The 26498-nt window shown below is 41.3% G+C and carries 30 protein-coding genes; 19 read left to right on the top strand and 11 right to left on the bottom strand.

Annotated elements, in window-relative coordinates:
- Nucleotides 1-9: 9 nt before the first annotated feature.
- From ADH31_RS04060 to ADH31_RS04015, 10 genes are all read left to right on the top strand, one after another.
- Entirely contained in the window at nt 10-690 is a 681-nt protein-coding gene (locus tag ADH31_RS04060) for an ABC transporter ATP-binding protein (protein WP_049509123.1), read from the top strand.
- Between the two features lie 126 nt (nt 691-816).
- Nucleotides 817-1746, top strand: coding sequence for a peptidase U32 family protein (locus tag ADH31_RS04055; RefSeq protein ID WP_049509122.1), 930 nt, complete (start codon nt 817-819; stop codon nt 1744-1746).
- Nucleotides 1747-1851: 105 nt separating this feature from the next.
- A complete protein-coding gene (gene rpiA / locus ADH31_RS04050) occupies nt 1852-2535 on the top strand; it encodes a ribose-5-phosphate isomerase RpiA (RefSeq protein WP_045763755.1) in 684 nt (227 codons plus the stop codon).
- 12 nt (nt 2536-2547) lie between these two features.
- Nucleotides 2548-3759, top strand: a complete 1212-nt coding sequence (locus tag ADH31_RS04045; protein ID WP_049509121.1) for a phosphopentomutase — start codon at nt 2548-2550, stop codon at nt 3757-3759.
- A 1-nt stretch (nt 3760) separates the two neighbouring features.
- On the top strand, nt 3761-4318 hold the full coding sequence (locus ADH31_RS04040) for a DUF1697 domain-containing protein (protein ID WP_049509120.1): 558 nt from the start codon (nt 3761-3763) through the stop codon (nt 4316-4318).
- Nucleotides 4318-5127 (top strand): purine-nucleoside phosphorylase, encoded by an 810-nt coding sequence (locus ADH31_RS04035; RefSeq protein WP_049509119.1) that lies wholly within the window; start codon nt 4318-4320, stop codon nt 5125-5127. Before ADH31_RS04040 ends, ADH31_RS04035 begins: the two co-directional genes overlap by 1 nt.
- A gap of 4 nt (nt 5128-5131) precedes the next feature.
- The gene (locus ADH31_RS04030) at nt 5132-6367 is read left to right on the top strand and encodes a chloride channel protein (RefSeq protein WP_049509118.1); all 1236 of its coding nucleotides are present in this window, start codon (nt 5132-5134) and stop codon (nt 6365-6367) included.
- A complete protein-coding gene (locus ADH31_RS04025) occupies nt 6364-7074 on the top strand; it encodes a glutamine amidotransferase-related protein (RefSeq protein ID WP_049509117.1) in 711 nt (236 codons plus the stop codon). Before ADH31_RS04030 ends, ADH31_RS04025 begins: the two co-directional genes overlap by 4 nt.
- A gap of 351 nt (nt 7075-7425) precedes the next feature.
- Nucleotides 7426-8142 (top strand): purine-nucleoside phosphorylase, encoded by a 717-nt coding sequence (gene deoD / locus ADH31_RS04020; protein ID WP_049509116.1) that lies wholly within the window; start codon nt 7426-7428, stop codon nt 8140-8142.
- 222 nt (nt 8143-8364) lie between these two features.
- Complete coding sequence (locus tag ADH31_RS04015) at nt 8365-9096, top strand: NAD-dependent protein deacylase (protein ID WP_049509115.1); 732 nt, start codon at nt 8365-8367, stop codon at nt 9094-9096.
- A 336-nt stretch (nt 9097-9432) separates the two neighbouring features.
- Here ADH31_RS04015 and ADH31_RS04010 read toward each other — a convergent pair whose 3' ends face one another.
- The 3 genes from ADH31_RS04010 to coaA form a co-directional block, all read right to left on the bottom strand.
- Nucleotides 9433-9945 (bottom strand): DNA topology modulation protein, encoded by a 513-nt coding sequence (locus ADH31_RS04010; protein ID WP_049509114.1) that lies wholly within the window; start codon nt 9943-9945, stop codon nt 9433-9435.
- A 65-nt stretch (nt 9946-10010) separates the two neighbouring features.
- Nucleotides 10011-10259, bottom strand: a complete 249-nt coding sequence (gene rpsT / locus ADH31_RS04005) for a 30S ribosomal protein S20 (protein ID WP_029689628.1) — start codon at nt 10257-10259, stop codon at nt 10011-10013.
- A gap of 52 nt (nt 10260-10311) precedes the next feature.
- Nucleotides 10312-11232, bottom strand: coding sequence for a type I pantothenate kinase (gene coaA / locus ADH31_RS04000; RefSeq protein WP_049509113.1), 921 nt, complete (start codon nt 11230-11232; stop codon nt 10312-10314).
- A gap of 123 nt (nt 11233-11355) precedes the next feature.
- Between coaA and ADH31_RS03995 the strand changes: the two genes are divergently transcribed.
- The 9 genes from ADH31_RS03995 to ADH31_RS03955 all read left to right on the top strand — a co-directional run bounded on the left by ADH31_RS03995 (nt 11356) and on the right by ADH31_RS03955 (nt 19502).
- Nucleotides 11356-11634 carry a hypothetical protein gene (locus ADH31_RS03995; RefSeq protein WP_049509112.1) on the top strand — a complete coding sequence of 93 codons (279 nt, stop codon included), beginning with the start codon at nt 11356-11358 and terminating at the stop codon, nt 11632-11634.
- Nucleotides 11635-11741: 107 nt separating this feature from the next.
- Nucleotides 11742-12332 carry a class I SAM-dependent methyltransferase gene (locus tag ADH31_RS03990; RefSeq protein WP_152904331.1) on the top strand — a complete coding sequence of 197 codons (591 nt, stop codon included), beginning with the start codon at nt 11742-11744 and terminating at the stop codon, nt 12330-12332.
- Complete coding sequence (locus ADH31_RS03985) at nt 12329-13612, top strand: pyrimidine-nucleoside phosphorylase (RefSeq protein ID WP_049509110.1); 1284 nt, start codon at nt 12329-12331, stop codon at nt 13610-13612. Before ADH31_RS03990 ends, ADH31_RS03985 begins: the two co-directional genes overlap by 4 nt.
- 17 nt (nt 13613-13629) lie before the next feature.
- Nucleotides 13630-14292: a deoxyribose-phosphate aldolase gene (gene deoC, locus ADH31_RS03980; RefSeq protein ID WP_049509109.1), complete on the top strand. Its 663-nt coding sequence runs from the start codon at nt 13630-13632 to the stop codon at nt 14290-14292.
- Entirely contained in the window at nt 14279-14668 is a 390-nt protein-coding gene (locus tag ADH31_RS03975; RefSeq protein ID WP_049502784.1) for a cytidine deaminase, read from the top strand. The genes deoC and ADH31_RS03975 overlap by 14 nt, the downstream gene beginning before the upstream one ends.
- A 90-nt stretch (nt 14669-14758) precedes the next feature.
- Nucleotides 14759-15814 carry a BMP family lipoprotein gene (locus ADH31_RS03970; protein ID WP_049509108.1) on the top strand — a complete coding sequence of 352 codons (1056 nt, stop codon included), beginning with the start codon at nt 14759-14761 and terminating at the stop codon, nt 15812-15814.
- Between the two features lie 141 nt (nt 15815-15955).
- Entirely contained in the window at nt 15956-17485 is a 1530-nt protein-coding gene (locus ADH31_RS03965) for an ABC transporter ATP-binding protein (protein ID WP_049509107.1), read from the top strand.
- The gene (locus tag ADH31_RS03960) at nt 17485-18543 is read left to right on the top strand and encodes an ABC transporter permease (protein ID WP_049509106.1); all 1059 of its coding nucleotides are present in this window, start codon (nt 17485-17487) and stop codon (nt 18541-18543) included. The genes ADH31_RS03965 and ADH31_RS03960 overlap by 1 nt, the downstream gene beginning before the upstream one ends.
- A gap of 2 nt (nt 18544-18545) precedes the next feature.
- Entirely contained in the window at nt 18546-19502 is a 957-nt protein-coding gene (locus ADH31_RS03955; protein ID WP_049509105.1) for an ABC transporter permease, read from the top strand.
- Nucleotides 19503-19532: 30 nt separating this feature from the next.
- Here ADH31_RS03955 and plsY read toward each other — a convergent pair whose 3' ends face one another.
- From plsY to ADH31_RS03915, 8 genes are all read right to left on the bottom strand, one after another.
- Nucleotides 19533-20174, bottom strand: coding sequence for a glycerol-3-phosphate 1-O-acyltransferase PlsY (gene plsY / locus ADH31_RS03950; protein ID WP_049509104.1), 642 nt, complete (start codon nt 20172-20174; stop codon nt 19533-19535).
- Nucleotides 20175-20251: 77 nt separating this feature from the next.
- The gene (locus ADH31_RS03945) at nt 20252-21922 is read right to left on the bottom strand and encodes a recombinase family protein (protein ID WP_049509103.1); all 1671 of its coding nucleotides are present in this window, start codon (nt 21920-21922) and stop codon (nt 20252-20254) included.
- 75 nt (nt 21923-21997) lie between these two features.
- Nucleotides 21998-22120, bottom strand: coding sequence for a hypothetical protein (locus ADH31_RS10305; RefSeq protein ID WP_261024644.1), 123 nt, complete (start codon nt 22118-22120; stop codon nt 21998-22000).
- Entirely contained in the window at nt 22113-22883 is a 771-nt protein-coding gene (locus tag ADH31_RS03940; protein WP_049509102.1) for a replication-relaxation family protein, read from the bottom strand. The genes ADH31_RS10305 and ADH31_RS03940 overlap by 8 nt, the downstream gene beginning before the upstream one ends.
- Nucleotides 22870-25020, bottom strand: a complete 2151-nt coding sequence (locus ADH31_RS03935) for a type IV secretory system conjugative DNA transfer family protein (protein WP_049509101.1) — start codon at nt 25018-25020, stop codon at nt 22870-22872. Before ADH31_RS03935 ends, ADH31_RS03940 begins: the two co-directional genes overlap by 14 nt.
- A gap of 162 nt (nt 25021-25182) precedes the next feature.
- The gene (locus tag ADH31_RS03925; RefSeq protein ID WP_049509099.1) at nt 25183-25788 is read right to left on the bottom strand and encodes an MT-A70 family methyltransferase; all 606 of its coding nucleotides are present in this window, start codon (nt 25786-25788) and stop codon (nt 25183-25185) included.
- A 155-nt stretch (nt 25789-25943) separates the two neighbouring features.
- The gene (locus tag ADH31_RS03920) at nt 25944-26189 is read right to left on the bottom strand and encodes a hypothetical protein (protein WP_049509098.1); all 246 of its coding nucleotides are present in this window, start codon (nt 26187-26189) and stop codon (nt 25944-25946) included.
- Between the two features lie 10 nt (nt 26190-26199).
- Nucleotides 26200-26460: a hypothetical protein gene (locus ADH31_RS03915; protein ID WP_049509097.1), complete on the bottom strand. Its 261-nt coding sequence runs from the start codon at nt 26458-26460 to the stop codon at nt 26200-26202.
- Between the last annotated feature and the right edge of the window lie 38 nt (nt 26461-26498).

Genomic DNA, 26498 nt, shown 5'->3' with positions numbered 1-26498 from the left:
GAGACCAACATGACACCATTGATAGAAATGAAGCAAGTGACGAAAAGTTACGGAGAAGGAAATATGAAAGTCGTTGCACTACACGAGACGAACTTTCAACTAAATGCAGGTGAATTTGTTGCCATAGTTGGTCCTTCTGGATCTGGTAAAACAACCTTTTTGACCACCTTAGGGCAGTTGCAGGAGCCTTCAAGTGGTAGAATTCTAGTGAAGGGAAAAGATACGGGTAATTTGACTGAAAAAGAGAAAACAGATCTTCGGTTTAAGGAATTTGGTTTTATATTACAGGCTTCAAATTTGATTCCTTTTTTAACCGTTAAGGAACAATTAGACCTAATTGATCGACTAGATAAAGACAAATCTTCGAAAAGTGACCGTCAAGAGTTATTTGATTTGTTGGACCTGAACAAAGTTCAAAATCATTATCCAAAGGCCTTATCTGGGGGAGAACGTCAACGAGCAGCAATTGCCAGAGCTCTCTATAACAATCCTAGCATCGTACTTGCTGACGAACCAACGGCTAGTCTTGATACCCAAAGAGCTTACCAAGTTACGGATATGCTGGCATCTATAGCCCATGAGCAGGGAAGAGGAGTGGTAATGATTACTCATGACACCAGACTTCTCGATAAGGTCGATCGTGTCTTTATCATGAATGATGGTCACCTTGTTGAAGAAATACAAGCATAAAAGAATATAAAGTGAACTCTAGTAAAGGTGGTTCACTTTTCTTTTTCTAAAAGTGAAGAGTATAACTTTTCTTAAAAAATAGATTGCCCATAGCTGATTTTTCAGAAATGTGGTATAATTTTTCTTATGGAAAAGATTATTATTACAGCAACTGCTGAAAGCATTGAACAAGTAAAAGAATTACTAGAGGCGGGAGTTGACCGCATCTATGTTGGTGAGAAAGATTTTGGGCTTCGCCTACCAAAGACTTTTTCTTATGATGAACTGAGAACCATCGCTGGTCTGGTTCATGATGCAGGTAAGGAATTGATCGTAGCGGTCAATGCTCTTATGCATCAGGATATGATGGATCGTATCAAGCCCTTCCTTGATTTCTTGGAAGAAATTAAAACAGACTACATTACAGTTGGGGATGCGGGTGTCTTTTATGTTGTCAATCGCGATGGTTATTCTTTTAAAACCATCTATGATGCCTCAACCATGGTAACAAGCAGCCGTCAGATCAATTTCTGGGGGCAAAAGGCTGGCGCTTCTGAGGCAGTTTTAGCCCGTGAAATTCCATCTGCAGAGCTCTTTAAAATGCCTGAAATTTTGGAAATTCCTGCTGAAATTTTGGTTTATGGAGCAAGCGTTATCCACCACTCTAAGCGTCCACTCTTGCAGAATTACTATAATTTTACTCAGATTGATGATGAAAAAACACGTCAACGCGACCTCTTCTTAGCAGAGCCTAGTGATCCAGATAGCCATTACTCTATTTTTGAAGATAATCATGGAACTCACATTTTTGCCAACAACGACCTTGATTTGATGACCAAATTGCCAGAGTTGGTAGAGTATGGTTTCACTCATTGGAAACTAGAGGGACTTTATACTCCAGGGCAAGATTTTGTTGAGATTGCAAAACTCTTCATCCAAGCCCGTAGCTTGATTCAAGAGGGAAGCTTTACGCATGACCAAGCCTTCTTGTTGGATGAGCAAGTCCGTAAACTCCATCCAAAAAATCGTTTCCTTGACACAGGATTTTATGACTACGATCCTGACATGGTTAAATAAGAATCAGAAACCCGAAATAAAATGTTCGGGTTTTTCTATTGCAAGGATGAATTTGAAGCGTATTCATGTTATAATAAAAGTAGCTTTTTGTTTGGAGGTGTTTAAGTGGAAAATCTGAAAAAAATAGCAGGCATCAAGGCTGCTGAGTTCGTAACCGACGGAATGGTTGTAGGACTTGGAACAGGCTCGACTGCCTATTATTTCGTAGAGGAGATCGGACGTAGAATTAAAGAAGAAGGACTTCAAATTACAGCCGTAACGACCTCGAGTGTAACGACAAAACAGGCACAAGGATTGAATATCCCACTTAAGTCGATTGACGAGGTGGATGAGGTTGATGTGACTGTTGATGGAGCTGATGAGGTAGATCGACAGTTTAATGGTATCAAAGGAGGTGGTGGTGCGCTTCTAATGGAAAAAGTAGTTGCGACACCAACCAAACAGTATATCTGGGTGGTAGATGAGAGCAAAATGGTTGAAAAACTGGGCGCTTTCAAACTACCTGTCGAAGTTGTCCAATACGGAGCAGAACAGGTTTTCCGTCGTTTTGAAAAAGCTGGTTATAAGCCAAGTTTTCGTGAAAAAGATGGCCAACGCTTTGTGACGGATATGAAAAATTTCATCATTGATCTTGATTTAGGTGTTATTGAAGATCCGATTGCTTTTGGTCATCAACTGGATCTTCAGGTCGGTATTGTTGAGCACGGTTTATTTAATCAAATGGTTGATAAAGTGATTGTAGCAGGGCAAGCTGGCGTTCAGGTTTTAACTTCAACAAAAGGGAAATAAAGGAGGCAAACGATGTCAAAATTTAAACGTATTCACTTGGTGGTACTTGATTCTGTAGGAATCGGTGCAGCACCAGATGCTAATAACTTCGTCAATGCAGGGGTTCCGGATGGAGCATCTGATACATTAGGACACATCTCTAAATCAGTTGGTTTGAATGTACCGAATATGGCTAAGATTGGTCTTGGGAACATTGAACGTGAGACAGCCCTTAAAACCGTTCCCGCAGAAGAAAATCCTAGCGGTTACTACACTAAACTTGAGGAAGTGTCACTAGGGAAAGACACTATGACAGGTCACTGGGAAATCATGGGGCTTAATATCACTGAACCTTTCGATACTTTCTGGAATGGATTCCCAGAAGAAATTCTTACTAAAATCGAAGAATTTTCAGGACGTAAGGTTATTCGTGAAGCCAACAAACCATACTCAGGAACTGCTGTAATCGATGACTTTGGACCACGCCAAATGGAAACTGGCGAGTTGATTATCTATACATCAGCTGACCCAGTTCTTCAAATCGCAGCTCATGAAGATATCATTCCTTTGGATGAACTTTACCGTATCTGTGAATACGCTCGCTCTATTACTTTAGAGCGTCCAGCTCTTCTCGGACGTATTATTGCTCGTCCTTATGTTGGGGAGCCTGGAAACTTCACACGTACTGCAAACCGTCGTGACTTGGCCGTATCACCATTTGCACCAACTGTTTTGGACAAATTGAATGAAGCAGGTATCGACACATATGCGGTTGGTAAGATTAACGATATCTTTAACGGTGCAGGAATCAATCATGACATGGGACACAACAAGTCAAATAGCCATGGAATTGATACACTATTGAAGACTATGGGACTTGCTGAGTTTGAAAAAGGATTCTCATTCACTAACTTGGTCGACTTTGATGCACTTTACGGTCACCGCCGTGATCCGCATGGTTACCGTGATTGCTTGCATGAGTTTGATGAACGTTTGCCAGAGCTTATCGCTGCTATGAGAGAAGATGATCTACTCATGATTACTGCAGACCATGGTAATGATCCTACTTATGCAGGTACAGACCATACTCGTGAATACATTCCACTTTTGGTCTACAGCCCATCACTAAAAGGAAATGGACACTTACCAATCGGACATTTTGCAGATATTTCGGCAACAATCGCTGATAACTTTGGCGTAGATAAGGCTATGATCGGTGAAAGCTTCTTAGATAAATTGGTTTAAGATGAATCGCTTTGCATTACTGGTTAGAGGTATCAATGTCGGTGGAAAGAATAAGGTGGTCATGGCCCAGCTTCGTCAAGAATTGACAGGGTTGGGATTAGAAAATGTTGAAACCTACATCAATAGTGGGAATATTTTCTTTGATACTAGCATGCCTAGAACTCAGTTGGTTGAGAGTCTACAGGGTTTCTTTAAAGAACATTATCCATTTATCCGATATTTTTCCTTGTTAAGTCAAGAAGACTACGAAGAGGAATGTAGTCATCTACCAAACTGGTGGTCACAAGACCTAGCAAGAAAGGACATCCTCTTCTACACTGAGGACTTGGATGTGGATCAAGTCATCGAGAAAGTGAATAGTTTGGAACTGGTCGATGAAGTGCTTCATTTTGGGAAATTAGGGATCTTCTGGGGTAAATTGTCAGAAGCTAGCTACTCTAAAACAGCTTATCATAAGCACTTGCTAAAGATGCCTTTCTATCGCCAAATTACGATTCGCAATGCAAAAACCTTTGACAAAATCGGTCAATTTTTAAAACATAAAGAAGGAGATACCTAATGACATTTTTAGATAAAATAAATGAAACAGCTGCTTTTTTGAGAAGCAAGGGAGTAGAAGCGCCAGAGTTTGGTCTAATCCTTGGATCAGGACTCGGTGAACTTGCTGAAGAAATCGACAATCCAGTTGTTGTAGACTACGCTGAAATTCCAAACTGGGGACGTTCTACTGTTGTTGGACACGCTGGAAAATTAGTTTACGGTGAGCTTGCAGGACGTAAAGTCTTGGCCCTTCAAGGTCGTTTCCACTTCTACGAAGGAAATCCTCTTGAAGTTGTGACTTTCCCAGTTCGTGTTATGAAAGTTTTGGGCTGTGAAGGTGTAATTGTAACCAACGCTGCTGGTGGTATTGGCTTTGGTCCTGGTACTTTGATGGCTATCACGGACCACATCAATATGACAGGCCAAAATCCTCTAATCGGTGAAAACTTGGATGAGTTTGGTCCTCGCTTCCCAGATATGTCTAAGGCTTACACACCAGAATACCGTGCTACTGCCCATGAAGTGGCTAAAAAACTCGGTATCAAGCTTGATGAAGGTATCTATATCGGTGTTACTGGTCCGACATATGAAACACCTGCAGAGATTCGTGCCTATAAGACATTGGGAGCAGATGCAGTTGGTATGTCCACTGTTCCTGAAGTTATTGTGGCAGCCCACTCAGGCTTGAAAGTTCTCGGTATTTCATGTATCACTAACCATGCTGCTGGTTTCCAAGAAGAGCTCAACCACGAAGAAGTAGTGGAAGTGACAGAACGCGTCAAAGGCGACTTCAAAGGCTTGCTGAAAGCGATTCTTGCTGAATTGTAAGACTATGAGAGCACGACTCCAAAGCCTACCCTACGGATGGCGCCTGCTGTTAGCGACTATAACTTTGGGAATAGGAACAGGTCTAGTTGGAATTGCTTGTCACTATTTACTAGAAGGTGTGCAATGGCTTGCCTTTGGTCAAGATGGATCAGATTTGCTCCAGCAATTCAAACAAGCTGGAGGACTCCGTAGATTTCTCGTTCTATCTGTGACAGGGATTTTGGCAGCAGGGTTCTGGTATGTCCTACAACGGCGTTATAAAATCCTTTCCATTCGAAGTCAAATTGACCTGGTTGGAGATAAAGAACCAGCGCTCCTAGCCCATATCCTTCATGCAAGTATGCAGGTTGCGATTGTCGGAGCCGGCGCTTCGGTCGGAAAAGAAGCAGCTCCACGCGAGCTTGGTGCTCTTATAGCTGGACGATTGGGCAAAGTCTTGTCTTTGACTATTAAAGAGCGAAGAGTTTTGATTGCCTGTGGAGCAGGAGCCGGCTTAGCTGCGGTTTATCAGGTTCCTTTTGCCAGTAGCTTGTTTGTCTTTGAGACCTTGGGGGTATCTTATCGCTGGAAAAATTTTGTACTGGTCTTGTCCAGTACTTATCTAGCGGCCTGGGTATCCCAGCCTATTGTTGGCCATGGTGCTATTTATCACATGTCACTGGTTCATTGGTCAGCGAGTAGTTTCTTCCAGGCTGTCATAGTAGCTCTATTAGTTACTCCGTTGGCACTTGCCTTTCGTTTTCTAGCCAGTCGGGCTAGTCGCAAACGTCGCAAGAACGAGACGATTCTTTGGGCTCTTCCTCTAGCTTTTCTAGTGCTAGCGAGCCTTGCAGTCTTTTTCCCTATCTTTATGGGAAATGGCCAGGTATTAGCCCAAGCCTTGTTGTCTAGTCAGCCGATTCCCTATCTTCCATTGACTCTCGTAGTGAAGGAGCTTCTGGTTTATCTCCTTTTACGAAATGGTACCTACGGGGGAACTCTGACACCGTCATTTACTTTAGGAATTGGAGCAGGCTATCTAGTGACTTTGATCTTTGAGGCAGTTGGTATTCATCTAGATCCAGCTCTAGGAATGCTACTTGGAGCGACGGTCTTTTTAGGGCCGACCTTACAAGCTCCCTTGACTGCCATTGCCCTAAGTCTTGGTTTTACAGGACAGAGCTGGACTTTGATTCTACCACTGGCACTAGCTGCTGGTGTGTCTTATGTGATTCAAAATAGATGGGAGAATAAACGATGAGAGTGCATTTTGTCTTGCACGAAACTTTTGAAGTACCTGGTGCTTATCTAAAGTGGGCGCAGGAGCGTAGTCATCAGGTGAAAATGACAAAGGTCTACGAGCGAGAAGCTCTACCTGAGACAGTGGATGAGATCGATTTTTTGATTGTCATGGGAGGACCACAATCACCAGATGAGGATCGCGCAACCTTCCCTTACTATGATCCACAAGCTGAGATTGAACTAATTCAAAAAGCTATGAAGGCGGATTGCTACATCGTTGGTGTCTGTCTGGGTGCGCAGCTCATGTCAGTTGCTTATGGGGCGGAGTATGAGCATAGTCCAGAGCGTGAGATTGGGGTGTATCCTGTGACCTTGACGCCTGAAGGCCTAGCAGATCCGCATACCAGCTTATTTGGTGCAAACTTTGATTCAGGCCACTGGCACGGTGATATGCCGGGATTGACGGAGGATGCTGTCGTCCTTGCGACCAGTCAAGGTTGTCCACGTCAGATTATTCGCTTTAGTCCTAAACACTATGCCTTCCAAGCTCATTTGGAATTTGATTCAGAAGCGGTTGACCTTCTGATTGCTGCGGATGGTGAAGAAGTTTTGGAAGAACAAAGCAAAAAATTGACCTATGTTCAAAATCCTGAGACCATTCGCGCATATGATTATCAAGAAATGAATGCAAAGCTTTACGCATTTTTGGATTCATTAACAAACTAAACAAAATGGAAAGCTAAAACATGTGTTCTAATTTGAACACGAGCGGAAAGCTTTTTTAAACAAAGAATACACACAGAAAGGATGGGTTAACCGTATTTGCTAAACTAAATACGGTCGGAGAACTGTGTAAAAAAGATAAAGTTTCTAGCATCTGCGATGCGTCGTCAGTTTTCTATTTTTACTTTGTTCTCTGTCGCCTGTCCTATTAATAAAAAAGAAAGGATGAGCATGTGTTCAGATTTGAACACGAGCGGAAAGCTCGGAAAATAGATAATCTGACTGAGAAATCAGGTTTTCTCGTCAGATTCCTAATTTTCAGTCGTTTTCTGGTTGCTCTTTGTATCATAAATTATGTCTATCCATATTGCTGCTAAGCAAGGTGAAATTGCTGATAAAATTCTTCTTCCTGGAGATCCTCTTCGTGCGAAATTTATCGCTGAGAATTTCCTTGAAGATGCTGTTTGCTTCAACGAAGTGCGTAACATGTTTGGTTACACAGGCACTTACAAAGGTCACCGTGTATCTGTTATGGGAACAGGGATGGGTATGCCATCCATCTCTATTTATGCGCGCGAGTTGATTGTCGATTACGGTGTGAAAAAATTGATTCGTGTCGGTACAGCCGGTTCTTTGAATGAGGATGTTCACGTTCGTGAGTTGGTCTTGGCACAAGCAGCTGCTACCAATTCAAATATCATCCGCAACGACTGGCCTCAATACGATTTTCCTCAAATTGCTAGCTTTGATTTGCTAGATAAAGCCTACCATATTGCCAAAGACCTCGGTATGACTACTCACGTCGGAAATGTCTTGTCATCAGACGTTTTCTATTCTAATTATGGTGATAAGAACATCGAGCTTGGTAAATGGGGTGTGAAAGCTGTCGAAATGGAAGCGGCGGCTCTTTACTATCTTGCTGCCCAACACCATGTCGATGCTTTAGCTATTATGACGATTTCTGACAGCTTGGTTAACCCAGAAGAAGACACTACAGCTGAAGAACGCCAAAACACCTTCACTGATATGATGAAGGTTGGTTTGGAAACATTGATTGCTGACTATAGGTAGATTCCATTCATGTGATTTCTCTTGTTCTCAAAATGATAACCACCAACAATGAATCAATCCTGAAATAGGTAAGAATAAGGAAATTTAAGGAAGCCTAATTGTGTCAAAGGACCGAGACTAGTCAGTTTAATATCTAAATCATAATCAAATGAAGTTGGAAGCCAAGTTGTCAAGCAGTCAAGGCTTTCAACTTTTTAACTTGAAAATTCCTAGGAGTACAAAATGGATAAAATTGAACAACTACAAGGTATTATTGACCAAAGTCAGAGAATTATCTTTTTCGGTGGTGCAGGGGTTTCTACAGAGTCTAATATTCCAGATTTTCGTAGTTCAGATGGTATCTATAGTCTGAAACTAGGTCGCCATTTTACTGCCGAGCAACTGGTTTCACGCACTATGTTTGAGCGCTATCCAGAGGATTTTTTTGATTTCTACAAAAAGTATCTGGTCTATCCAGATGCCAAGCCGAATTTAGCACATGATTATCTAGCATCGTTGGAAAAAACAGGCAAATTAAAGGCGATTGTGACGCAAAATATCGATAGCTTGCATGAAATGGCGGGGTCTCAGAAAGTTTTGAAACTGCATGGTAGTGCAGATCGTAATTACTGTTTGGGCTGTCATCACTTTTATGATTTGGATGATTTTTTGGCACTTGAAGGTCCAGTTCCTCATTGTTTATATTGTGGTAAAGTGGTCAAACCTGATGTAACCCTTTATGAGGAATCACTAGATATGGACGTATTTAGTCGAGCAGCTCGAGCCATTCAGCAAGCAGATTTATTGATTATTGGAGGAACTTCCTTAGTCGTTTATCCTGCAGCTAGCCTAATCAATTATTTTTCAGGGTCAAATCTTGTCGTTATCAACAAGTCCAGCACTCCTCAAGACAGCCAAGCTGATTTAGTTATCGAAGGTAAGATCGGAGAAGTATTTTCTAAATTGAGACAATAAAAAACTGAAAGAAGTAGGACTATACTTCTTTCAGTTTTTTTGTATCACGAACTCAGAAACTATGAACAAGATTCTCTTCATTTCTAGGGGAATATTATAGTGGATTGAAATAAGATGTGAACAGAGAGATTAGAAAAGTCAAACTAATTTCTCGAAATATTTTTAGCAGTTGTAGTGTACTGTTCTAGATTCAATCTACTATATTGTTGATTTATAAATTGCTCGAGTTATTTTTAATTGTTGAATAAAAGGAAAAAAGGAAGATTTTCTGGATGAAAATCTTCCTTTTTTAGTCAATCAGTACATGCTGATTTTAATGAGATGCTACTATATTGTTTACTTTTTTAAAGATCGCAAAAAACAATCAATCTCTGCTTGAGAATGGAGAATACGCATCTTTTCTGGGTAAGTATTGTTTAAGTATTGGTATCTATCCTTAGCATTTTTTGTTCGTCCATCCCAGAGAATCCAACGGATAAATTCCCAGTTGAATTGCTCGGGGCATCCTGCTGCCATACTTTCTCTGACTTTGCCTCTGTATTTTAAATAGCGCTTAAAGGCTCTTAGCAAACAAGTCCAAGCCGAGAAATTTAAAAAGATAATCTGGTCAGCTTGCTCCATTCTTTCCTCATAGCAACACCAAGAGTAGTTGCCATCAATGACCCAATTTTTGTTTTTGGATAAAAAGTCCTTCATTTCCTTAAGCATCCAGTCACGGTCACTGTCTTGCCAACCAGGTTGAAATTGGAGAGTATCCATATGAAGTTTTGGGATAGAGTAGTGCTTGGCCAGTTTTTCTGCAAGAGTAGATTTACCTGATCCTGAATATCCGATGATAGCTATTTTCATAATGACCTCCAGAAAAATGTGTACAAAAAAAGCTCCGAAGAGCTCATTTTGTATGCAGTTAAAGATTAACCAAGTTTAGCTGCAAGACGTGCTTTATCACGGCTAGCTTTGTTTTTGTGGATCAAACCTTTAGTTTCTGCTTTATCGATAGCTGAGCTGGCAGCACGGTAAAGTTCTTCAGATGGGTTTGCTTCAAAAGCTTTGATAGCAGTACGCATAGCTGATTTTTGAGCTGAGTTCTTTTCGTTTTGTTTAACGTTCAATTCAGCGCGTTTGATAGCTGATTTAATGTTTGCCAATGTTCTTACCTCCATTTTTACTAACTATACCATTATATCTGAAAACTTACGTTTTGACAAGGGAAAATTATTTTTTTAAGTAAATTTCATCAATTTCGTGATTTTTAGATTTATGGAGAATGACCTCGGCACGATTTCGTGTCGGTTCAATGTAATTTTGGAGATTGGTGAGGTTGATACTGGTCCAAACTTGGTGAGCAAAATCCTTCACTTCACTAAGAGGAAGTTGAGTGAAACGATAGTAATAGTTGCCTGGATCATCTTGAGCAAAGCTAAGGAGTTTTAAGAATCGATCCAAATACCAACTTTCAATGTCTTCGACAGCGGCATCGACATAGATTGAAAAGTCAAAGAAATCAGTAATATAGAGACGGGCATTATGAGGGTTTTGGAAAACATTGATTCCCTCAACAATGACAAAATCAGCAGCTTCTACTCGTTGTTTTTGACCTGGCACGATATCATAGATTTCATGGGAATAAACAGGAATATCAACATCCTGCCCATTTTTGAGTTGGTCTAGGAAATTGAGCAAAGCTTCCATGTCGTAGCTCTCAGGAAAACCCTTGCGGTTGAGAATGTCTTGCTCAATTAAGACACTATTTGAGTATAGAAAACCATCCGTAGTCACTAGTTCAACACTTGCTCCAGGAACGATACGAGACAGCAAAATTTGCAAGAGTCGACTAGTGGTTGATTTACCGACAGCGACACTTCCTGAAACTCCAATAATAAAGGGCTGTTTTTTGCTCTCTCTTTGAAGGAAAATGCCTTTTGAGAAGGCAAGGTCTTCTTTGGAACGTTTGTAAATCTGAATCAGATGTGCCAGTGGCAGATAGATATCTGTAACGTCTTGAAGGCTAATCTGGTCATTGAAACTCTTAATAGAATCTAACTCTTCCTCGGTCAAGGGAGGAGTTGTTTTGCGATGCAAGGATTGCCAAGTTTCGCGGTTTATCTTTTCAAAATGTAAAAATTCGTTGGTCATACTATATCCTCGTTTGATATCTTAGTATACCATATTTTAGAAAGAATAACCATCTGACCAATTGAGAAAAAGCGCTTTCTTTGTTAAAATATAAGGGGAAAAACCTATAAAGGAGGTGTTAAGATGAAAGCTGGATTAAGAGAAAATACGCTGGGTTTGTTCAGCCTATTTGTAGTTGTTTTATGGTTATCACCAAACTGGGTGAATTTCTCCTTTACGATAGGAACTCAGAGCTATAACTGGACCACTTTTGTTTTGTTTATCTTATTACCCCTCATAGGTCTTGGCTACCTTGTGCTAGCTTTCTTTAAACGAAAGTGTTGGCTCTTCTTTTTTGGTCTTGCTTGCATTTTTGCTTTTCCGATTACCATGGCAGTTGGGAGCTTTTTACTAGGTCCCTAATGTTAATCCGAATTTATATTATTTTTGAGAAAATACAATGTGATGTAAGGGCTTGATACCTTTGTAAACGATTTACAATTTAAGTCAAATTATGGTAAAATAGTATCATGAGTAAAATGTATTATGCAGAAAATCCAGATGCAGCCCATGATATTCATGAGCTTAGAGTTGAGCTACTTGGGCAAAAGATGACCTTTTTGACAGATGCTGGTGTCTTTAGTAAAAAAATGATTGACTTTGGAAGTCAGTTGTTGTTAAGATGTCTAGATATTGAAAAAGGTGAAAAAATTCTTGATGTTGGTTGTGGCTATGGTCCGATAGGTTTGTCTTTGGTTAAAGCATATGGTGCCCACGCAACTATGGTGGATATCAACAATCGTGCCCTGGATTTAGCCCAGCAAAATGCAGTAAAAAACAAGGTTCAAGCGACTATCTTCCAGTCTAATATTTATGAGCAGGTAGAAGGACAATTTGACCATGTCATTTCGAATCCTCCTATTCGCGCTGGCAAGCAAGTAGTCCACGAAATCATCGAAAAAAGTATAGACTTTTTAGTAGATGGTGGAGATTTGACGATCGTCATCCAGAAAAAACAAGGAGCTCCTAGTGCCAAAAGTAAGATGGAAGAAGTCTTTGGCAATTGCGAGGTTGTAAAGAAAGATAAGGGATATTATATCCTTAGAAGTGTGAAAGAATGAGAGCAGTAGATCTAATCCAGAAAAAAAGAGACGGCCAAGAACTAAGCTCCAGTGAGATCCAATGGCTGATTGAAGGTTATGTATCTGGAATCGTCCCTGACTACCAGATGGCTGCTTTTGCTATGGCAGTATATTTTCAGGGAATGACTATAGATGAGATTTCTGACTTGACTATGAACATGGTTAAGACAGGTCAGGAGTTTGATTTATCGCCAATCGAAGGCATTAAGGTGGATAAACACTCTACTGGTGGAGTTGGTGATAAGGTAACTTTAATCCTAGCACCTTTAGTAGCTAGTTTCGGTGTTCCAGTTGCTAAGATGAGTGGTAGAGGTCTGGGGCATACCGGCGGTACTATCGATAAATTAGAATCCATCAAAGGTTTTCAGATTGAACGAAATCAGGATGAATTTATCAAACAAGTTCAGGATATTGGTGTCTCAGTCATTGGCCAGTCCGATCAACTGGTTAAGGCTGATAAATTGCTCTATGCCCTTCGTGATGTGACGGCAACGGTTGATACTATTCCCTTGATTGCTAGCTCAGTCATGAGTAAAAAGATTGCAGCTGGAGCTGATGCCATCTTACTTGACGTTACTGTTGGTGAAGGTGCTTTCATGAAAACAGTGGACGAGGCCCGTGAATTGGCTCAAACCATGGTAAACCTTGGTAAGACGGTAGGTCGTAAGACAGTAGCAGTCATTACGGACATGAGTCAACCATTGGGACGTGCCATTGGAAACCGCTTGGAAATCCTAGAAGCACTAGAAATTCTTCAAGGTAAGGGACGTGAAGATATTAGTCATTTTATCTGCGAGTTAGCCCAGATTATGCTATCTTTAGCAAATGTTGAAAAAACTGTTGAGGAAGTAAGACAACATCTTGAAAATGGTAAGGCACTCCAGAAATTCGAAGAGATGGTTGTAGCTCAGGGTGGAGATTTAGAAGACCTCTATCGTCCAGTAAAAGTTGACCATATAGTTGATATTCCTGCTCAAGAGGATGGTATTATCGCAGAACTTCCAGCCATGGAGTTTGGTCTTTTTGCCATGAGATTGGGTGCTGGTCGTTCAGTGAAAACAGACGCCCTTGACTTTGAGACAGGGATTGTTTTTGAGAAGAAAGTTGGAGACTTTGTCAGAAAGGGTGAAATTGTTGCAAAAGTATATACAAATGGCAAAATTTCTCCGGAACTAGTTACAGATTTCCAAAAATATGTTAAAATTAAAATAAGTGATGAAGTGATAAAATCGCGTGAAATTATCGAAATCATCTCCTAATTTAAGGAAAAACCGAAATGAAATTAAATAAATACATTGATCATACGCTTTTAAAACAAGATGCAACAGTGGAACAAATTGATCGTTTGTTATCTGAAGCCAAAGATTATGATTTTGCCAGTGTTTGTGTCAATCCTTGCTGGGTTTCGCATGCAAGAACTGCACTCGTAGATACTGATGTCAAGGTTTGTACAGTAGTAGGATTCCCTCTTGGAGCTACAACTTCAGCAGTCAAAGCTTATGAAACCAAAGAAGCAATCCAAAATGGTGCTGACGAAATTGATATGGTTATCAATGTTGGTGCACTCAAATCAGGAAATGCTGCAGTAGTTGAGTCAGACATTCGAGCTGTTGTTGAAGCAAGCGGAGATAAACTCGTTAAGGTTATTATCGAGGCTTGTTTGTTAACTGATGAAGAAAAAGTTCTAGCTTGTCAGCTAGCTCAGAAAGCAGGAGCAGACTTTGTCAAGACGTCAACAGGTTTCTCAACAGGTGGTGCAACTTTGCCAGATGTTCAATTAATGCGTCAGATAGTTGGTCCTGATATGGGGGTCAAAGCAGCTGGTGGAGCTCGTTCTTATGCAGATGCAGTTGCCTTTGTTGAAGCTGGAGCTACTCGTATCGGAACATCTTCTGGCGTAGCAATCTTAAAAGGAGAGTTAGCAGATGGCGACTACTGAGTTGATTGACTTAGCGATTGAGACTAGTAAAAATGCCTATGTTCCTTATTCACATTTTCCGATTGGAGCTGTTTTGGTTGCCAAGGACGGCAGTGTTTATACAGGATGCAATATTGAAAATGCTAGCTACCCCTTGACCAACTGTGGTGAGAGAACAGCTATTTTTAAAGCTATCTCCGAAGGACAACGTGAGTTTTCAGAATTGATTGTTTACGGTCAAACTGAGAAACCTATTTCTCCTTGTGGAGCTTGTCGCCAAGTTATGGTCGAATTTTTTGAACAAGATCTAAAGGTGACTCTAGTTGCCAAAGATAAATCGACGGTCGAGATGACGGTCGGGGAATTACTTCCATACTCATTTACAGACTTGCAATAGTCTGTGTCACTCTTTGAGTGACAAGGGTCCTTGTGGCCAATCAATCCATACTTGCAACTTCGTTGCGCATCTTATTTAGGAGGTTCAGTAATGAACAAGAAACAATGGCTAGGCCTTGGTCTAGTTGCAGTGGCAGCATTTGGACTTGCTGCATGTGGTAATCGCTCTTCTCGTAACGCAGCTTCTTCATCTTCTGATTTGAAGACTAAAGCAGCTATCGTTACAGATACTGGTGGTGTTGATGATAAATCATTCAACCAATCAGCTTGGGAAGGTCTTCAAGCTTGGGGTAAAGAGCACAATCTTGCAAAAGATAAAGGCTACACATACTTCCAATCAACAAGTGAAGCTGACTACGCTAACAACTTGAACCAAGCAGCAGGAAACTACAACTTGATTTATGGTGTTGGTTTTGCCCTTCACAATGCAGTTGAAGAAGCAGCGAAAGAACATGCAGACTTGAACTATGTTTTGATTGATGATGTGATTAAAGATCAAAAGAACGTAGCAAGTGTAACATTTGCTGATAACGAAGCAGCTTACCTTGCAGGTGTAGCAGCAGCTAAAACTACTAAAACAAAACAAGTTGGTTTTGTAGGTGGTATGGAATCTGAAGTTATTTCTCGTTTCGCAGCTGGTTTCAAAGCTGGTGTTGAGTCAGTTGACCCATCTATCAAAGTACAAGTAGACTACGCTGGTTCATTTGGTGATGCTGCTAAAGGTAAAACAATCGCTGCAGCTCAATACGCTGCAGGTGCAGACGTAATCTACCAAGCAGCTGGTGGTACTGGTGCAGGTGTCTTCTCAGAAGCTAAATCTTTGAATGAAAGCAAAAACGAAGGCGAAAAAGTTTGGGTTATCGGTGTAGACCGTGACCAAGTTGAAGAAGGTAAATACACTTCTAAAGACGGTAAAGAAGCTAACTTCGTACTTGCTTCTACTTTGAAACAAGTCGGAACAACAGTTCAAGATATTGCAAACAAAACTGAAAAAGGTGAATTCCCTGGCGGTCAAGTGATCGTTTACTCATTGAAGGATAAAGGGGTTGATCTAGTAACAACTAACCTTTCTGAAGAAGGTAAAAAAGCTGTTGAAGATGCAAAAGCTAAAATCCTTGATGGAAGTGTAAAAGTTCCTGAAAAATAATGGATGAAAGTCATTTCTTAGGGGAGCGGCCTGTGGCCGCTTCTTTAAGAATTGAGACAAATTGTTTTGTCTCAATAGAGCTTGCTAAGATTCTTTAGCAGGTTTTATTGAAACAAAATAAAACTCTGAAAGGAAGAGCACATGGCACACGAAAATGTCATTGAGATGCGTGAAATTACCAAAGTTTTTGGTGAATTTGTCGCTAACGACAAGATTAACCTTGAACTTCGTAAAGGTGAAATTCATGCACTTTTAGGAGAAAATGGAGCTGGTAAGTCCACTCTTATGAACATGCTTGCAGGGCTTCTAGAACCAACTAGTGGTGAAATTGTGGTTAACGGTCAAGTTGTAAAACTAGACTCGCCATCAAAAGCAGCTAGCCTAGGAATTGGGATGGTTCACCAGCACTTTATGTTGGTAGAGGCTTTCACTGTTGCTGAAAATATCATTTTGGGAAGCGAATTAACCAAAAATGGTGTTCTAGATATTGCTCGAGCAAGTCGAGAGATTCTTGAATTATCAGAGCGTTATGGACTAGCTGTGGATCCTTCTGCCAAAGTAGCAGATATCTCTGTTGGTGCTCAACAACGTGTTGAAATTTTGAAGACACTTTATCGTGGTGCCGATATTCTTATCTTTGACGAACCAACTGCCGTTTTAACACCATCAGAAATCGATGAGTTGATGGCTATCATGAAGAACTTGGTCAAAGAAGGCAAATCAATTATCTTGATTACCCACAAGTTGGATGAAATTCGTGCAGTTTCTGATCGCGTTACAGTTATCCGCCGTGGGAAATCAATCGAAACAGTTGAAATTGCTGGTGCAACTAATGCTGACTTGGCAGAAATGATGGTGGGACGTTCGGTTTCCTTCAAAACTGAGAAGCAAGCACCTCAACCTAAAGAAGTCGTTCTTTCCATCAAAGACTTGGTTGTTCATGAAAACCGTGGCGTTCCTGCTGTTAAGAATCTTTCACTCGATGTTCGAGCTGGTGAGATTGTGGGAATTGCCGGTATTGATGGAAATGGTCAGTCTGAATTGATCCAAGCTATCACAGGACTTCGTAAGATTGAGTCTGGTAGTGTGGAATTGAAAGGCCAGTCCATTGTAGGATTGCATCCACGTCAAATTACTGAACTGAGCGTTGGTCACGTTCCGGAAGACCGTCACCGTGATGGTTTGGTCTTGGAAATGATGATTTCTGAAAATATCGCTCTTCAAACTTACTATAAAGAACCTCTTAGCAAGAAGGGAATTTTAAATTATACGAATATCCTTGACTATGCAAAAAAATTGATGCAGGAGTTTGATGTTCGTGCTGCCAGTGAAATTGTTCCAGCTTCGGCCCTTTCTGGAGGAAATCAACAAAAAGCAATCATCGCTCGGGAGATTGATCGAAATCCGGATCTCCTCATCGTCAGCCAACCAACTCGTGGTTTGGACGTCGGTGCCATTGAGTACATTCACAAACGCTTGATTCAAGAACGTGATAATGGGAAAGCTGTCCTTGTAGTCAGCTTTGAACTAGATGAGATTCTAAATGTCTCAGATAGAATCGCTGTTATCCATGATGGTAAGATTCAAGGGATTGTAACGCCAGAAACAACCAACAAGCAAGAGCTTGGTGTCTTGATGGCTGGTGGTGAATTGGAAAAAGGAGAAGAGTGATGTCTAAAAAATTACAACAAATTTCGGTTCCCTTGATTTCTGTTATCCTTGGAATCTTGCTTGGAGCCATCGTCATGTGGATTTTTGGCTATGATGCTATCTGGGGTTATGAAGAGTTGTTCTACACAGCCTTTGGTAGTGTTCGTGGAATCGGTGAAATTTTCCGTGCCATGGGGCCATTAGTCTTGATTGCTCTTGGATTTGCAGTTGCGAGTCGTGCTGGCTTCTTTAACGTTGGTCTTCCAGGACAAGCACTCGCTGGTTGGGTTATGAGTGGCTGGTTCGCTCTTTCGAATCCAGATTTGCCACGTCCATTGTTGATTCTTGCGACAGTAGTCATTGCGCTGGTGGCTGGAGGAATTGTCGGAGCCATTCCTGGTATTTTAAGAGCCTATCTGGGAACATCTGAAGTCATCGTAACCATCATGATGAACTACATTGTTCTCTATACAAGTAATGCCTTTATCCACTCTTTCCCTAAAGATATCATGCAAAGTACTGACTCATCAATTCGAGTAAGTGCAAACGCAACTTATCAAACACCTTGGCTTGCTGAGTTAACAGGAAACTCTCGTATGAATATTGGGATTTTCTTTGCTATCGTTGCAGTTGCAGTTATCTGGTTCTTGCTTAAGAAGACAACTCTCGGTTTTGAAATCCGTGCAGTTGGTCTCAATCCAAATGCTTCTGAATACGCAGGTATTTCAGCTAAACGCACCATTATTCTATCAATGATTATCTCAGGTGCTCTTGCAGGACTTGGTGGCGCAGTAGAAGGACTAGGTACCTTCCAAAACGTCTACGTTCAAGGTTCATCGTTAGCAATCGGATTTAACGGTATGGCAGTAAGTCTGCTTGCTTCAAACTCACCAGTTGGAATTCTATTTGCGGCCTTCCTTTTCAGTGTTCTTCAAGTTGGAGCTCCTGGTATGAATGCTGCACAAGTACCATCTGAGCTTGTAAGTATCGTTACAGCCTCAATTATCTTCTTTGTCAGCGTTCACTACATCATCGAACGCTTTGTCAAACCAAGAAAACAACTTAAAGGAGGTAAATAAGGATGTCGATTACAACAATGCTAACCCTTATGGTTTCTTCAATGTTGATTTACTCAGCACCACTTATTTTCACAAGTATCGGAGGCGTTTTCTCTGAACGTGGTGGAGTTGTTAACGTTGGACTTGAAGGAATCATGGTCATGGGTGCCTTCTCTGGAGTTGTTTTTAACCTTGAATTTGCACAAGATTTGGGAGCATTAACTCCTTGGTTGGCTCTTCTAGTTGGTGGATTAGTCGGAGCTATCTTTTCACTGATTCACGCAGTAGCTACAGTTCATTTTCGTGCTGACCATGTTGTCAGTGGTACCGTACTTAACTTGATGGCGCCAGCCTTGGCAGTCTTCTTGGTGAAGGTGCTTTATAACAAGGGACAAACGGATAACTTAACGCAAACTTTTGGACGTTTTGATTTCCCTCTTTTGGCTAATATCCCAGTTATCGGAGATATCTTCTTCAAGTCAACAAGTTTACTTGGTTACCTAGCAATTGCCTTCTCATTCTTAGCATGGTTTGTCCTCTTTAAAACTCGCTTTGGACTTCGCCTCCGTTCAGTAGGTGAACATCCACAAGCAGCAGATACTTTGGGGATTAATGTCTACAAGATGAGATATCTTGGAGTTGTGATTTCAGGTTTCCTTGGAGGAATCGGTGGAGCTATCTACGCTCAGTCAATTTCCGTTAACTTCTCAGTTACAACCATCGTTGGACCTGGATTTATCGCACTTGCTGCTATGATCTTCGGTAAATGGAATCCTGTTGGTGCTATGCTTTCAAGTCTCTTCTTTGGACTATCACAAAGTTTAGCAGTTATCGGTTCTCAACTTCCTTTCTTGCAAGGAGTCCCAGCCGTTTACTTGCAAATTGCACCATATCTTTTGACCATTGTCGTACTAGCAGCCTTCTTTGGTAAAGCTGTTGCACCGAAAGCAGATGGTATCAACTATATCAAATCTAAATAAACAAAAAAGCGTCGGTTTGAAACTGACGCTTTATTGTTTAGGTTTTTGATGGGTAAGATTTAGTCCCCAAGGAACTAGGTTCTCAGTTTTGTTTTGAATACGATTGATATTATCCTTATGGCGAATGATAATTAGACTTGCGAGGGCTAAGATAATCACTACAAATAATAAATCGTAACTTGGCAATATGAAACCGATAAGTGGAAAGAGGATCACCCCAAGTACAGCAGCAAGGGCAGCAGTAACACTAGAGAGAGAAATCATACTGCCTAGATAAAGAGTGCCGAAGAAAACAACTGCTAGATAGAGGCAAAATAGAGGAGCAAATCCGAAAATGACTCCAGCACTAGTTGCGACAGCCTTTCCTCCTTTAAAACTTGCAAATACTGGGAAGGTATGTCCAATCACAGCTAAAAGGCCAAAGACTAGAGGTGAAACACCTTGAACATGAAAGATAAGTGGAAGCAAGGTTGCGATGGTTCCTTTAAAAAAGTCAATCACGAAGGTTGCCATACCCGCTTTCTTACCTAGGATTCGAAAGGTATTGGTCGTTCCAGTATTACCAGAACCATGTTCTCTTAGATTAATCTTAAAGAAGATTTGCCCGATCCACAGTCCTGAAGGGATAGAACCCAATAAATAAGCTAAAATTAATAATACTATTGTCATCATGCTTCTATTATACCATACTTCGCTCAGCAGTCCCATTCTTATATACAGAGCGATCTACAACTCGCTTTTTTAAATACTTAAATATCACCAATAAATCGGTAGTGTATTTCCAGTTTAATTTGTCTATTCCTGCCTCTACCAATCGGTTGGTGAATAATAATTTTATCAATCAATTCGTTGATAATTTTCGGTGTCAACTTCTCGGGCTGAGTATATTTTCGAATGGTTGTCATAAATTTTTCAATGTTGTGGGCAGATTTCATTTTCATCCCAAGAGTTTCGGTGGCGGTTTGGACTTTTTCCTTCAACTCGGCTTGTTCCGCCTCATAACTATCGCACAATTTTTTGAAACGGTCGTCCGCAATCTCACCCAACAGTTGCTTTTCGTAGAGTCGCTGGATGATAGTATCCAACTCTAGCATTCGCTGTTCATTTTTGGTCAGCTGTTTTTTCAGTTCGCTGAACTTCTTGGTTTCTTTAATTTCAAACTTGTCTTTTAAGCGTTGTAATAAATCCGCTTCGTTAATCTGGAACGAGTTTATCAGTTCTTGAAGTTCGTTTAAAATTAGGTTTTCCAATACTTCTTTACGAAGATAGTGACCGCCCGAACAAGTATCGCCAGCTCGCTTAAAATGGTAACATTTATAATGGTCGAGATTCACACCAGCTTTTTCTTGTGGACAAAAACTGAGTTTATGTCCGTTTTCGCAATAAAGCAAGCCTGCAAACAAATTTTCGTGTCCTGATTTATTTTTCCAGTTTTGCCTTTGAATGACTCGCTTGTGTCCCATCATTTTTCTTGCAATTTCAAAATCTTCCTTCGAAATAATCGCTTCGTGGCTATCTGGGAAAATTAGCCAATCTTCACGAGGTCGCATGCGACAATTCCGCTGTTTATAGGAAATTTTTGCGGTTTTCAAGTTAATGGTTGAGCCGATATACTCCTCTTTTTCTAATATTTGCCAAATCATCTGAGTTTTCCAATAACAAGGGTCGCTCTCTAAAATCCGATAGTTCGCAACACCCAGATTCATTTTGTAGCGAGCAGGAGTGAGGATTTTGTCACACCTTAAACCTTGAGCTATCTCGGTTGGCGTTCTGCCTGAAATATACTCCGAAAATATTCGTTTAACGATTTCTGAAGCATATTCATCTACCAACCACTCCTTACGATTTTCTGGATTATTGAGGTATCCATAAGGGGTGATCCAGCCGATTTTTTCACCATTTTTGGCTTTGGTATGTTTCGAAAGCTTAATTTTCTGGCTACACTGCATACTATACCAGTTGTTAAACAGGGAAACTAACGGTGTGAGATAGGCATCTTGGCTGGATTTCTTGTTGCTATCTATATTTTCTTGTAGGGAAATGAAGCGAATGTTTTTCGAAGGGAAAACCACCTCCAAAAGATTTCCTGAAAGCAGGTAATCTCTTGAAACACGGCTCAAATCCTTTACCACAAAATTCGAAACTTGGTTGTTTTTAACCAATGCCAGAGCTTGTTGGAAAGCTGGACGCTGGGCGTTTGAACCTGAGTAGCCATCATCGTAAAATACAATTGGGTTACTCAAATTCTCTCGCTCCGCCAGTTTGCTTAAAATCAAGCGTTGGTTGGAAATTGAGTTAGATTCACCTTCGTTTGCGTCTTCTGATGAAAGCCTGCAATACAAAATACTAATCTCGCTCAGACCTTCAAATTCAACCTTTGTCCAATCTGGAATTTGCTTTGTTAATGTGCTGTTTGTCATCGTGTCTCCTTTCAATTACACTCTAACCCATGGACAGGATACCTCGAAAGGGCGAATAAGTCCAGTCTTTGGGGCTTACTTTTCCTGCAAAATCAGCTTTTCAAGTAATTCTTTCAAACTTTTCGAACCACCAAATTTTCGGCTAATATTAAAAGTTGCTCGCCCGATTTTGACAATTCGTTCTTTTTCATTATTCATCTGTTCGTCCTCCAATCCATTCACTAAATTCTTCCAGCGTCACCACCTGAAACATTGGCTGAAAATTATTCAGCTCGCTTTCGATTTTCTTCGAAATCACTTCTTTTCGTTTGTCGTGCGGCACAATCCATAGAACCAGTGGAAACACACCGTCTTGTTCTCGCTGTTCAATGCCTGTTTGGTAGTAGGCGATGTATTTTTTACACTGATTTACCACTCGGTTGAGGCTTTCGGTCGCCATATCGATTTCGCAAAAATAACTGTCCTCGTATTCGCCCAAAACCAGCTGAGCAAAAGCATCAGGTTTCAGAAAAATCTTCTTACCCGAAAAGGTGGCGTAGGTGCGGTGGCAGGTGGGTTCAAAATCGAACCGTTCCAGCTGGATTTTGCCAGCTTCTTCCAACAATTTCAGAAAAACATACGCTTGTGTCACCGCCAGCGTGTGTTCCAAGTGGTGAGCGGTGGGTTCATACTTATTTTTAAAGCGTTGTGGACGGTGTAATGCTTTCAACCCTTTTATCGTGATGTACCAAACGAAACTGCCTGAACCTGCTCGCACGCCACCGATTCGCCGTTCGAGGTGATTGATGAGTTGGCGATTTTTGATATGGTTTAAAAGCAAGTTAGCTCTTCGGAAAGCAGTTCGCGAATGCTGGCTATCCTGAAAATAGAGGGCAACAATCTGCTTGGTGGTCGCATAACGGCACTGGGCGAGTAGGATTAAAATCTCTCGTTCTTTTTCCGCTAGTTCAATTTTCTCCATTTTGTCCTCCTCGCTTCTTCCGTCCTAAGTTTTTGGGCGGCGTTTCATCTTTCTTGTTTTGAAGTGGGATATTTTCGAAATTGACTAAATCGTTGCCGTAGCGTTCCAAACTTTCGGCATAAAGTTTATCAATTGGCTGAGCATTTTTCGAAAGAGGCAGACTTTGCCCTGAGACCCACTTGAAGTGGTTGTAAAAAATAGGCATTTGGGCATAAAAGTGAAAAGGTGCAAGGGTCATAAAATCTTCGAAAGTGAGCTCTGGAGCTTGGCTGGCGAGTTCCTTGGCTTCGTGGTGTTCCAGCGTGAAAATAATTTTACTGCGACAATTACTCAAAATGCTGGTACGCAGAGCAGATGGTAGTTGCGTCAAGTTCTGACTGGCAAGAATGTAGCCCACTTTCATCGAACGAGATACCGCGAGGGCATCCTCCAAATCCACAGGGAGCTTAAGGAATTGCCCCAGCTCATCAATGTAAATGGGCAGGAAAGGGCGATTTTCAGGGGCGAGACGGGCTTGGTGGAGGGTTAGCTGGTAGATGTAGTTGGTAATAAGCGACCCTATAAATTTAGCGTTTGTCACCCCAATCTGCCCTCGGTTAAGGTTCACCAGCACCACCTTTTTACTCGTGAACAGCTCAATCAAATTAAACTTTTTTGAAGTGGAGGCAAGCATAGCTCGCAGTTCTTTTCGCAATAATAGCTGACGAACTTTGTTCAGAACAGGCGAGATTAATACCTCACGGTTTGCTTCACTTAGCTGGTTGTAGCCCTGCCAGAAATCCAAGAGAAAAGGGTCAGAAATCTGACTTAATAGTTGATTTCGAAAGACAGGATTGGTTAAAAACTGAGGTAATTGGGGTAAATTAGAATTTTCAACTTGTGCCATCACGGTTAAGGCATGGCTGAGCACATCAACCGTGCGAATACCCCAGTTGTCGCTGAAAAGTTCTTGAAAAAGATTAAGCAACATATCTGCCACCAGCTCAGGCGAGGTGTAGCGAGTCAGGTCAAAGGGGTTGAGACCGATAATTTTGTTGCTGGAGCTGGGGTCTATGATAACCAAATCCACTCGCCGTTCTTTTGGGAAATGAGCCAACACTTCTTGCACCAAGTCTCCTTTGGGGTCAATTAACAGCGTGCTTCTGCCTGCCTGAATATCTGTTAAAATGAACTGGGCGAGTAGGGTAGATTTCCCGACACCCGTTCCGCCTAAAACTAATAAATGTTGAGTGGCGTCTCGAGGTAAAATCTGCAGCGGTTCGTTTTTGATACTTTCACCAAACTTTCGAACAGGCACATCTGGCACTCTATAACCCAAAGGCAGTCGGAGAATTTTGGGGTGAATATTGGCAATCCCAGCCAGCTCACCTTCGCCAATAGGGGCAAGCCAAAAACTGGCAAGCTCCTGCGAAGAAAGGGTGAGCGGAAAAGCCCACGGAATTTGAACCTTATTAACTTTCTCGCTTGAAATCTGGTTAAGAAAAAATTCGACACCGCTGGATTCTAACATTCGAAAGGATCCTAAAACGGTATGGTATAGCTCATTCTTACGAAAATGGCTATCACTTCGCACGCCAATCCGTACATCTGATTGAAACTGGGCGTGGCGGAGTTTTTCCCGAATTAACTTGTCAGCATCTTTGGAAAGTTTTGGAATATTACCTGAAATCCATTGCCACCAAGTGGCATTGAGGTGCGATAAATCCCGAGCCAGTGGTTTTGGCGAACGAGACTTGCCCACCACAACCTGCACGCAGATTTCCTCCAATGGTTTGAGGTGATGGCACAGTGCTAAAAAGGAACGAGTGAAATTTTCAACGGCATCTGTTTTGAGACTAAAATGGTTGCGTTTGATAACTACACGCCACGCTTTTTCAAATGTTTTTCGCTCTTTAGGGCGAAGTTTCGAAAACTGAATGTCATTGGAAACCTGTAACATTTTGTGTAAATAGGGTGTGTCCAGTGGGCTACTGAGAAGCAAATATCGCACCTCGTTTTTCGTTAAACGAATCTCCAAAACGAAGGGCTGGCGTCTGGTGTAGCCTGAAAGTCGCACCATCAAATCCAGTATGTCTTGGAACTCCACGGGGCGAGTGTAATCCATCTCGAACGCTTCAAAATTTGTTGGGCGTTTCATCGGTTCACCTCCAATCTCTTTTGTTTTTCCAGTAGCGAAAGGCAAGCATTCCGCCACAAATGAACAGAACTAGCAGACTCAAAGGCATGGCGATTTCGATTAGCCAGTGAACCGCCCGATTGACCAAATAAGCCAGCAGAATGAAAAGCAAGGTGTAGCCAACTATTTTTCGCACACTTCATCATCTGCCTTTCTGTAATCAATGGGATTTTTAGAATATTTAGGAACGGGATAGTTAGAGATAATAATGTCGCTCTCAACTTCATTACCCCATATAGCCCACTTTTTATTAGAAGACACAGGTCGCCTTGCAAAGAGCTCCAAATAATCTGGTTCAGAACAGCGTTCGATGATAGCAAAGAGTTCTTCGGGCTTGTGACTGTGGTCTTGTTTAGGGAAGAAACCCCAATTCATTTGACCTTTAAACTTGATAGGAGCTTTTCCGCGAGTTGCGAAAATGACATGCTCGGTGGAATTTCGCAGATAAGTTCCCAAGCCCAGAGTTGGTTTAACCCAAGTAAAAATGCTTTTTGGCTCAAAGCCCCATGCCCGAATAATATCGTAAGATTCTTCCATATAAGAGTTGGAAGTCCAAAACCAGAGATGGGCGTTATCTGCAGCAATGTCCTTTATGGGCATATTGCGGATTTCCTCGTGGCTCATCAGGTTGTAGTGCTTGCAAGCTCCGTAGCTACCTGTTTGGTTCTTCATATAGGGAACATCAGCGAGGATGGTTTTGAATTTCTTTGGTTGAGTTGGTTGTGTCATTTTAAAATCCTTTCTGTTTGTGACGCTCCGAGCATACCAGAAACCGCTAGCAAAAGGGAGCATAAGCAGTTTATGGATTAGGAGCGATGAGAATGGTGCTATATCTGTTAATGTGCTATCATATTGCTGTTTTGTTCGGTGATGTAAAAATTACTTCACTTTCGAAATTCTTTGAGTAGTTCCGCCTGAGCTGAGAGGAATGCCTCGTTGACGGCTTGCCTTTTTTCAAGAAATTGAGCTAGTTCAATTTCTTCTTCAGTGTAAACAGGAAGAAGATTTTTGTTTTTCTCTTTGACAGGTTGTTTTTTAGATTGAGAATCAAGATATACCAACAAGGCAATAACGCCAGCCACAAAGCCAAGAGAAACGGCAAAAATTATGGGCAAGATAAGTTCATTCATAGGGAACCTCCTATCTTATCTGCTGGGAGGCGACCAAAGCAAAAGTCTTGATGATGAAATCTGTGCGTTCCTTGGCATGGGGAGTTTTTGCCAGAATATCTGCCTCGAGCTTCGAAAGGTCGCCTACTTTGTTAAGAATGTCTGCCGTCAGAAGCTGATTCTTCTGAAGAATAGCCATATCTTTGGATAGAGTTTTTGCGATTTCAAGCTGAAATGGATTCGCCAGTTGAGAGATTGTATCTGTTTGATTTTGAGTATTTTGTGGAAGCATAGTTTTTCTCCTTTATTTTTAATGGAATGCATGTTGGT

Origin of the sequence: Streptococcus pseudopneumoniae, assembly GCF_001072375.1 — a bacterium.
In the GTDB taxonomy this organism is placed as follows: Bacteria; Bacillota; Bacilli; order Lactobacillales; family Streptococcaceae; genus Streptococcus; species Streptococcus pseudopneumoniae_L.
Note: the sequence above shows the minus strand (reverse complement) of the source record. Positions and strands in the feature narration are given on the sequence as shown.

Bases quoted from the DNA above. Each gene is read 5' to 3' on its own strand.
- ADH31_RS04060 (WP_049509123.1), top strand. From the start codon at position 10: ATGACACCATTGATAGAAATGAAGCAAGTGACGAAAAGTTACGGAGAA.
- ADH31_RS04055 (WP_049509122.1), top strand. From the start codon at position 817: ATGGAAAAGATTATTATTACAGCAACTGCTGAAAGCATTGAACAAGTA.
- ADH31_RS04045 (WP_049509121.1), top strand. From the start codon at position 2,548: ATGTCAAAATTTAAACGTATTCACTTGGTGGTACTTGATTCTGTAGGA.
- ADH31_RS04040 (WP_049509120.1), top strand. From the start codon at position 3,761: ATGAATCGCTTTGCATTACTGGTTAGAGGTATCAATGTCGGTGGAAAG.
- ADH31_RS04035 (WP_049509119.1), top strand. From the start codon at position 4,318: ATGACATTTTTAGATAAAATAAATGAAACAGCTGCTTTTTTGAGAAGC.
- ADH31_RS04030 (WP_049509118.1), top strand. From the start codon at position 5,132: ATGAGAGCACGACTCCAAAGCCTACCCTACGGATGGCGCCTGCTGTTA.
- ADH31_RS04025 (WP_049509117.1), top strand. From the start codon at position 6,364: ATGAGAGTGCATTTTGTCTTGCACGAAACTTTTGAAGTACCTGGTGCT.
- deoD (WP_049509116.1), top strand. From the start codon at position 7,426: ATGTCTATCCATATTGCTGCTAAGCAAGGTGAAATTGCTGATAAAATT.
- ADH31_RS04015 (WP_049509115.1), top strand. From the start codon at position 8,365: ATGGATAAAATTGAACAACTACAAGGTATTATTGACCAAAGTCAGAGA.
- ADH31_RS04010 (WP_049509114.1), bottom strand. From the start codon at position 9,945: ATGAAAATAGCTATCATCGGATATTCAGGATCAGGTAAATCTACTCTT.
- rpsT (WP_029689628.1), bottom strand. From the start codon at position 10,259: ATGGAGGTAAGAACATTGGCAAACATTAAATCAGCTATCAAACGCGCT.
- coaA (WP_049509113.1), bottom strand. From the start codon at position 11,232: ATGACCAACGAATTTTTACATTTTGAAAAGATAAACCGCGAAACTTGG.
- ADH31_RS03995 (WP_049509112.1), top strand. From the start codon at position 11,356: ATGAAAGCTGGATTAAGAGAAAATACGCTGGGTTTGTTCAGCCTATTT.
- ADH31_RS03990 (WP_152904331.1), top strand. From the start codon at position 11,742: ATGAGTAAAATGTATTATGCAGAAAATCCAGATGCAGCCCATGATATT.
- ADH31_RS03985 (WP_049509110.1), top strand. From the start codon at position 12,329: ATGAGAGCAGTAGATCTAATCCAGAAAAAAAGAGACGGCCAAGAACTA.
- deoC (WP_049509109.1), top strand. From the start codon at position 13,630: ATGAAATTAAATAAATACATTGATCATACGCTTTTAAAACAAGATGCA.
- ADH31_RS03975 (WP_049502784.1), top strand. From the start codon at position 14,279: ATGGCGACTACTGAGTTGATTGACTTAGCGATTGAGACTAGTAAAAAT.
- ADH31_RS03970 (WP_049509108.1), top strand. From the start codon at position 14,759: ATGAACAAGAAACAATGGCTAGGCCTTGGTCTAGTTGCAGTGGCAGCA.
- ADH31_RS03965 (WP_049509107.1), top strand. From the start codon at position 15,956: ATGGCACACGAAAATGTCATTGAGATGCGTGAAATTACCAAAGTTTTT.
- ADH31_RS03960 (WP_049509106.1), top strand. From the start codon at position 17,485: ATGTCTAAAAAATTACAACAAATTTCGGTTCCCTTGATTTCTGTTATC.
- ADH31_RS03955 (WP_049509105.1), top strand. From the start codon at position 18,546: ATGTCGATTACAACAATGCTAACCCTTATGGTTTCTTCAATGTTGATT.
- plsY (WP_049509104.1), bottom strand. From the start codon at position 20,174: ATGATGACAATAGTATTATTAATTTTAGCTTATTTATTGGGTTCTATC.
- ADH31_RS03945 (WP_049509103.1), bottom strand. From the start codon at position 21,922: ATGACAAACAGCACATTAACAAAGCAAATTCCAGATTGGACAAAGGTT.
- ADH31_RS10305 (WP_261024644.1), bottom strand. From the start codon at position 22,120: ATGAATAATGAAAAAGAACGAATTGTCAAAATCGGGCGAGCAACTTTT.
- ADH31_RS03940 (WP_049509102.1), bottom strand. From the start codon at position 22,883: ATGGAGAAAATTGAACTAGCGGAAAAAGAACGAGAGATTTTAATCCTA.
- ADH31_RS03935 (WP_049509101.1), bottom strand. From the start codon at position 25,020: ATGAAACGCCCAACAAATTTTGAAGCGTTCGAGATGGATTACACTCGC.
- ADH31_RS03925 (WP_049509099.1), bottom strand. From the start codon at position 25,788: ATGACACAACCAACTCAACCAAAGAAATTCAAAACCATCCTCGCTGAT.
- ADH31_RS03920 (WP_049509098.1), bottom strand. From the start codon at position 26,189: ATGAATGAACTTATCTTGCCCATAATTTTTGCCGTTTCTCTTGGCTTT.
- ADH31_RS03915 (WP_049509097.1), bottom strand. From the start codon at position 26,460: ATGCTTCCACAAAATACTCAAAATCAAACAGATACAATCTCTCAACTG.